This is a genomic window from Cupriavidus sp. 05T41, assembly GCF_056396525.1.
Window position 1 is genome coordinate 62,091 of record NZ_JBFTLQ010000040.1, and the last position, 6,091, is coordinate 68,181.

Here is a 6,091-nt window from a genome sequence, read left to right on the forward strand (position 1 = left end):
ATGAACAATAAACAACGAAGCTATCGCTACGTTTGCCTGTTGCTTGCGACTATCCTTGTCGCCGCCTGCCAGAAAGAGAAGCCACCACCTCCCGCCGCGGTCGCGACCGAGGTGGGCATCGTCACGGTGGCACTGCGCGACGTCCCGGTGGTGTTCGAGTTTGTCGGCGAGACGCAAAGCTCCCAGCAGGTCGAGATCCGCGCCCGCGTCAACGGGTTCCTCGAGCAGCGCCTCTACACAGAAGGCTCGCTGGTCAAGAAGGGCGACCTGCTGTTCCGGATGGACCAGAAGCCATTCCAGGCCGCGCTGACCGCGGCGGAGGCCGAACTGGCGCAACAGCAGGCCCGGCTCAGCACGGCGCGCGCCAATCTCAACCGCGTGCGGCCGCTTGCCGCGAAGAATGCACTGAGCCAGAAGGACCTCGACGACTCGGTCGGGCAGGAGCAGGCGGCCGCGGCGGCGGTCGAGGCGGCCCGCGCCAATGTTGTCAACGCCAAGCTCAATCTTGGCTATACGACGATCACCTCACCGGTGAATGGCTTGTCCAGTTTTGCGAAGAGGCAGGTCGGCTCGTATATCGACCCAACCAATAGCCTGCTGACCTATGTGGCGAAGCTCGATCCGATGTGGGTGAATTTCAGCCTGTCGGAAAACGAGGTGCTCCAGTCGCGCTCGCAGCAGCAGTCCGGTTCGCTGAAGCTGCCGGAGCGCGGGGCGCTCGAGGTCGAGATCGTCCTGGCCGACGGCACGGTGTACGGCAGCCGGGGCAGGATTGCCTTTGCCGACGCGTCGTTCAACGCGGATACCGGCACGTACCTCGTGCGCGCCGAAATGGCCAACCCGCAGGGCTTGTTGCGTCCGGGCCAGTTTGTCAGGGTCAGGCTGATTGGCGCGCAGCGGACCCAGGCGGTCGCCGTGCCGCAGGAGGCGGTGATCCAGGGCCAGCGCGGCGAGTCGGTCTGGACGGTCGACAAGGACAACAAGGCGCAGTCTCGCGTGGTCGAGGTCGGCGAGTGGTCGGGCGACAACTGGGTGATCCGCTCGGGCTTGCGGCCCGGTGACATGGTGATTGTGAATGGCGCCACCCGCCTGGCGCCCGGCGCCCCGGTGAAGCCAGTCCCGGCGGCAGCAAAGGGTGGGGCGGGCGCGCATGCCGCCAGCGCTCCCGCCGCCGGCAGCGAGGGTCGCAAGCCATGAAGATCTCCCATTTCTTCATCGACCGGCCGATCTTCGCTTCGGTGCTGTCGATCATCATCGTGGTCGGCGGACTGGTTGCCATGTTCAATCTGCCGGTGGCCCAGTTCCCGGAGATCACGCCGCCGACCATCACCGTATCGACCACCTATCCTGGCGCCAGTGCCGAGGTGGTGGCGCAGAATGTCGCGGCGCCGATCGAGCAGCAGGTCAACGGCGCCGACAACATGCTCTACATGTCGTCCACGAGTTCCTCCACGGGGAACATGACGCTGACGGTCTTTTTCGAGATCGGGACCGACCCGTCGCTGGCGCAGGTGGATGTCCAGAATCGTGTCAACCTCGCGCTTCCGACGCTCCCGGACGCTGTCACGAAGCAAGGGGTTTCCGTGCAGAAGCGGTCCTCGGCCTTCATGATGGTCATCGCGGTCTACTCTCCGGATAACAGCTACCCGCAGAACTTCGTCGACAACTACACCAATATCTACGTGCTGGATGCGCTCAAGCGTATCCCGGGGGCCAACCAGGCATCGATCTTCGGCACGCCGGACTACGCCATGCGCATCTGGTTGCGACCCGACAGGATGGCGCGGCTGGGCATCACGGTGGATGACGTCAAGAACGCCGTCAGCGCGCAGAACCAGCAGTTCTCCGCGGGGCGCATCGGGCAGGCGCCGACGGCCGGCCCGGTCAAGCAGACCTTCCCGGTTGCCACCAAGGGCCGCATGACCGAGCCCGAGGATTTCGAGAACATCATCCTGCGCGCGGCCTCGAGCGGAGCGGCGCTGGTGCGGCTCAAGGACATCGGCCGGGCGGAGCTCGGCTCGAAGGACTATTCCCTGCGCAGCCGCTACAAGGGCAAGACCGCGACGCTGCTTGCCGTGTACCAGCAGCCGGGAGCCAACGCGCTGGCGGTGGCCGCCGGGGTGAAGAAGACGCTTGCCGACCTCAAGAAGAGCTTCCCTCCGGGCCTGCAGTACGAAATCGCCCTCGACACCACCGAGTTTGTCCAGGAATCCATCAACGAGGTGATCCACACGCTGGCGGAGGCGGTGATCCTGGTGATCCTGGTGGTCTATCTCTTCCTGCAAAGCTTCCGGGCGACGCTGGTGCCGATCCTGGCGGTGCCGGTGTCGATCATCGGCGCCTTCACGGCGATGTCGGCGTTGGGCTTCTCCGTGAACATGCTCACGCTGTTTGGCATGGTGCTGGCCATCGGCATCGTGGTGGACGATGCGATCGTGGTGATCGAGAACGTCGAGCGCAATATGGTGGAGTTCAAGATGCCGCCCAAGGAGGCGGCCAAGGCCGCCATGGACGAGGTCGGTGGTCCGGTGGTCGCCATCGTGCTGGTCTTGCTGGCGGTCTTCATACCGGTGGCGTTTCTCTCGGGCATCACCGGCCAGCTCTACAAGCAGTTCGCCATCACGCTCGCCGTTTCCGTGCTGCTGTCCGGCGTGGTGGCACTGACGCTTTCCCCGGCCCTGGCGGCCATCCTGCTCAAGCCCGGCGAGCATGAGAAGAACCGGTTCTTCCGCTGGTTCAACAAGTCCTTCGACCGGATGGTGGAGGGGTACGGCAGCACGGTGCAGCTGGTGATCAAGCGGGTCGTCATCTCGCTGAGCCTGGTTGTCGTGATGATCGTCGTCAGCGTCTTGATGTTCACCCGCATCCCATCGTCCTTCCTCCCGGTGGAGGACCAGGGCTATCTGCTGGGCGCGGTGATCCTGCCGGACGCGGCGAGCCTCGACAGGACCAGCGAACTCTCGAAGCGGGCGGAAGAATGGCTCGCCCGCCAGCCCGGCGTGAAATCCGTGGCGACGCCGGACGGCTATAGCCTGATCGATTCCCAGAACAAGACCAACGCCGGCACGCTGTTTGTCACGCTCAAGGGCTTCAAGGAGCGCGGGAAGGGCGAGAGCGCCGAGGACCTGATCGTCAAGGCCACCCGGGAATTCTCCACGTACCGGGAGGGCCTGGTCATCCCGGTCAATCCGCCCTCCATTCCCGGACTCGGCGCCACGGGCGGCTTCGAATTCTGGCTGCAGAGCACGGGAGACGGCACGTATCAACAGCTTGAAGACAGGGTACGTGCCTTTATCGCCAAGGCGCGGCAGCGCCCCGAGTTGCGTGGCGTCAGTACCACCATCAATACGCGCTCGCGCCAGTTCCTGGTCGATGTGGATCGCGAACGCTCGGAAACGCAGGGGGTGCCGGTGGAACAGGTCTACTCGGCGCTGCAGACCATGTTCGGCTCGCTCTATGTCAGCCAGTTTCCCAAGAACAGCCGGCTGTTCCAGGTCATCCTGCAGGCCGAGCCCGAGTTCCGCTCCCGGCCGGAGGATATCGAAAAGCTCTACACGCGCAACGCGAAGGGCGACATGGTGCCGATCAAGGCGGTGACGACCTCGCGCTATGTGGCCGGCGCCGATCTGGTGACGCGATTCAATAATTTCCCGGCGGCCAAGATCACCGGCGATGCGGCGCCGGGATACAGCTCCGGCCAGGCCCTTGCCGCGATGGAGGAGGTGGCCGGCGAGGTGCTCGGCGAAGGGTATAGCTATGGCTGGAGCGGGCAGGCCTTCGAGGAGAAGAAGGCCGGGTCCACCGCCACCATGGTGTTTGGCTTCGCCCTGTTGATGGTGTTCCTGATCCTGGCCGCGCAGTACGAGAAATGGTCCCTGCCGCTTGGCGTGCTGCTCGCCGTGCCGTTCGCGCTGTTCGGCGCGCTGGTGGGCATCCTGATACGCGGCATGGAGAACGATGTGTACTTCCAGATCGGTCTTACCGTGCTGATTGCGCTGGCGGCGAAGAACGCCATCCTGATCTTCGAGTTCGCGGTGGAGATGCTCCACAAGGAGCACCTCAGTCCGTATGAGGCGGCGGTGAAGGCCGCCAAGCTGCGCCTGCGGCCGATCATCATGACGTCGCTGGCCTTCATCCTCGGGTGCATTCCGCTGGCGATCGCCTCCGGCGCGTCCGCGGCGAGCCGGCGCTCGCTCGGGACCGGGGTCATCGGCGGGATGCTGGGGGCCACGGTCATTGCCATCTTCTTCATCCCGATGTTCTTCTGGGGCCTGGAAGCCAGGGCGGCCAGGAAGGCCGCGGGGAGCGCGCCGGCGGCGCCGGCGCCCACTCCCCGTCCGGAGACGCCGGCATCGAGCGGAGGGGAGTCATGAAACCCGCCCGGAGGCGGCAGCTTGCCGCGGCCGGCGCGCTCGTGCTGGCGGGCTGCGCGGTCGGGCCGGACTACCAGCGCCCGGCGCTGGACGTGCCGGACGCGTACCGCTTTGCCCAGTCCGGCGCCGACGCAAACGCCGACGCAAACGCCAACGCCAACGCCAATGCCAGCGCCAATGCCAGCGCCAGCGCCAGCGCCAATGCCAATGCCAATGCCAATGCCAACGCGATCCCTGCCATCGACATGCACTGGTGGACCCAGTTCAACGATCCGGTGCTTGACGACCTCATCGCCAAGGCGCTGGCGCAGAACAAGGACATCCTGATCGCGCTGGCGCGTGTCGAGGAATACTACGGGCGGCTGATGTCGACTCGCGCCGGGCTCTTTCCGCAGGTCGGCGCGGAGATCGGCGGTGGCCGCCAGCGTCTGGCCACCGGGGCGGGCAACGTCGTACCTGTCAATAATCCGTTCAACCAGGTGCGGGCGGACGTATTCGCTACCTGGGAGATCGACCTGTTCGGGCGGCTCCGGCGGCAGACCGAGTCGGCACGCGCGCAGTGGGTCGCCACCGGCGAGGCCAGGCGGAGCACCCAGGTCAGCGTGGTGGCGGCGGTAGCCACGGGCTACATCAGCCTGCGCGACCTGGACAACCGCTTGCTGATCGCCCAGCAGACGCTGGCCAGTCGGCAAGGCGCGCTGACCTTGTTCCAGCAGCGCTTCGAAGGCGGCGTGGTGTCCGAACTCGAGGTCAGCCAGGCGCAGTCGGAATACGCGTCGGCGCTCACCTCCGTGGCGCTCTACGAGCAGCTCGTCGCGCAGCAGGAAAACCTGCTGTCGGTCCTGGTCGGCCAGAATCCGGCCGACATCCAGCGCGGCAAGTCCATCGGCGAGCTGACTTCGCCCGAGATTCCCGCCGGGCTGCCGTCGGCGCTGCTTGAACAGCGTCCGGACCTGCTGCAGGCCGAACAGCAACTGATCGCGGCCAACGCGCAGATCGGCGCGGCGCGCGCCGAGTACTTTCCCACGATCTCCCTGACCGGACTGTTCGGCGCGGCAAGCACGGCCTTGTCCGGCTTGTGGGTGGGCTCGGCGCGCACGTGGTCATTCGCGGGCGCCGTGAGCATGCCGATCTTCACTGCCGGCGGCATCGCGGGGGATGTCAAGCAAGCCGAAGCGCGCCAGCAGCAGGCGCTGTTCGCGTATCAGCAGGCGATCCAGACGGCCTTCCAGGAAGTCGCGGACGCGCTGGTGGGGGTGCAACGCACGCGCGAGCAGCGCGCGGCGAAGGATACGCAAGTGGACGCGCTGCAGCGCTATGTGTCGCTTGCGCAGGATCGCTATGAGGGCGGCTACACGAGCTACCTCGAAGTGCTGGATTCCCAGCGCGCGCTGTTCAATGCGCAGCTGGACCAGTCAAGCCTGCGCGGCTCGGAGTTCGGGTTGATGGTCTCGCTCTACAAGTCGCTGGGTGCCGGGTGGCCGCTGCAGCAGGCCGACACACTGGCAAACGGCAAATGAGCGAGCCCGGGGCAGTTGCAATGAAGGAGTTGTCATGAACACGTGGAACAAGCGCCTGGTTTGCGCTGCCGTCGCCGCCATGGTGCCGCTCGGGGCGCTGGCGCAATCCAAGCCGATCGCCTACCCGGCCAAGGGCCAGAGTTCGCAGCAGCAGCAAAAGGATGACGGAGCGTGCTACTCGTGGGCAAAGAGCAATAC

General features: G+C 65.7%; 3 protein-coding genes. All 3 read left to right on the top strand.

Annotation, left to right across the window (positions count from 1 at the left end; translation table 11 throughout):
- From AC1DKV_RS23060 to AC1DKV_RS23070, 3 genes are read left to right on the top strand one after another with little or no spacing between them, the layout of a single operon-like run.
- On the top strand, positions 1 to 1,197 hold the full coding sequence (locus AC1DKV_RS23060; RefSeq protein WP_441614742.1) for an efflux RND transporter periplasmic adaptor subunit: 1,197 nt from the start codon (positions 1 to 3) through the stop codon (positions 1,195 to 1,197).
- Positions 1,194 to 4,373, top strand: a complete 3,180-nt coding sequence (locus AC1DKV_RS23065) for an efflux RND transporter permease subunit (RefSeq protein WP_441614459.1) — start codon at positions 1,194 to 1,196, stop codon at positions 4,371 to 4,373. The genes AC1DKV_RS23060 and AC1DKV_RS23065 overlap by 4 nt, the downstream gene beginning before the upstream one ends.
- Positions 4,370 to 5,893 (top strand): efflux transporter outer membrane subunit, encoded by a 1,524-nt coding sequence (locus AC1DKV_RS23070; RefSeq protein ID WP_441614457.1) that lies wholly within the window; start codon positions 4,370 to 4,372, stop codon positions 5,891 to 5,893. Before AC1DKV_RS23065 ends, AC1DKV_RS23070 begins: the two co-directional genes overlap by 4 nt.
- Positions 5,894 to 6,091 lie beyond the last annotated feature (198 nt).

What these genes read in the sequence shown, in the direction of transcription:
- AC1DKV_RS23070 (WP_441614457.1), top strand. Translation starts at nt 4,370, where the DNA reads ATGAAACCCGCCCGGAGGCGGCAGCTTGCCGCGGCCGGCGCGCTCGTG.
- AC1DKV_RS23065 (WP_441614459.1), top strand. Translation starts at nt 1,194, where the DNA reads ATGAAGATCTCCCATTTCTTCATCGACCGGCCGATCTTCGCTTCGGTG.
- AC1DKV_RS23060 (WP_441614742.1), top strand. Translation starts at nt 1, where the DNA reads ATGAACAATAAACAACGAAGCTATCGCTACGTTTGCCTGTTGCTTGCG.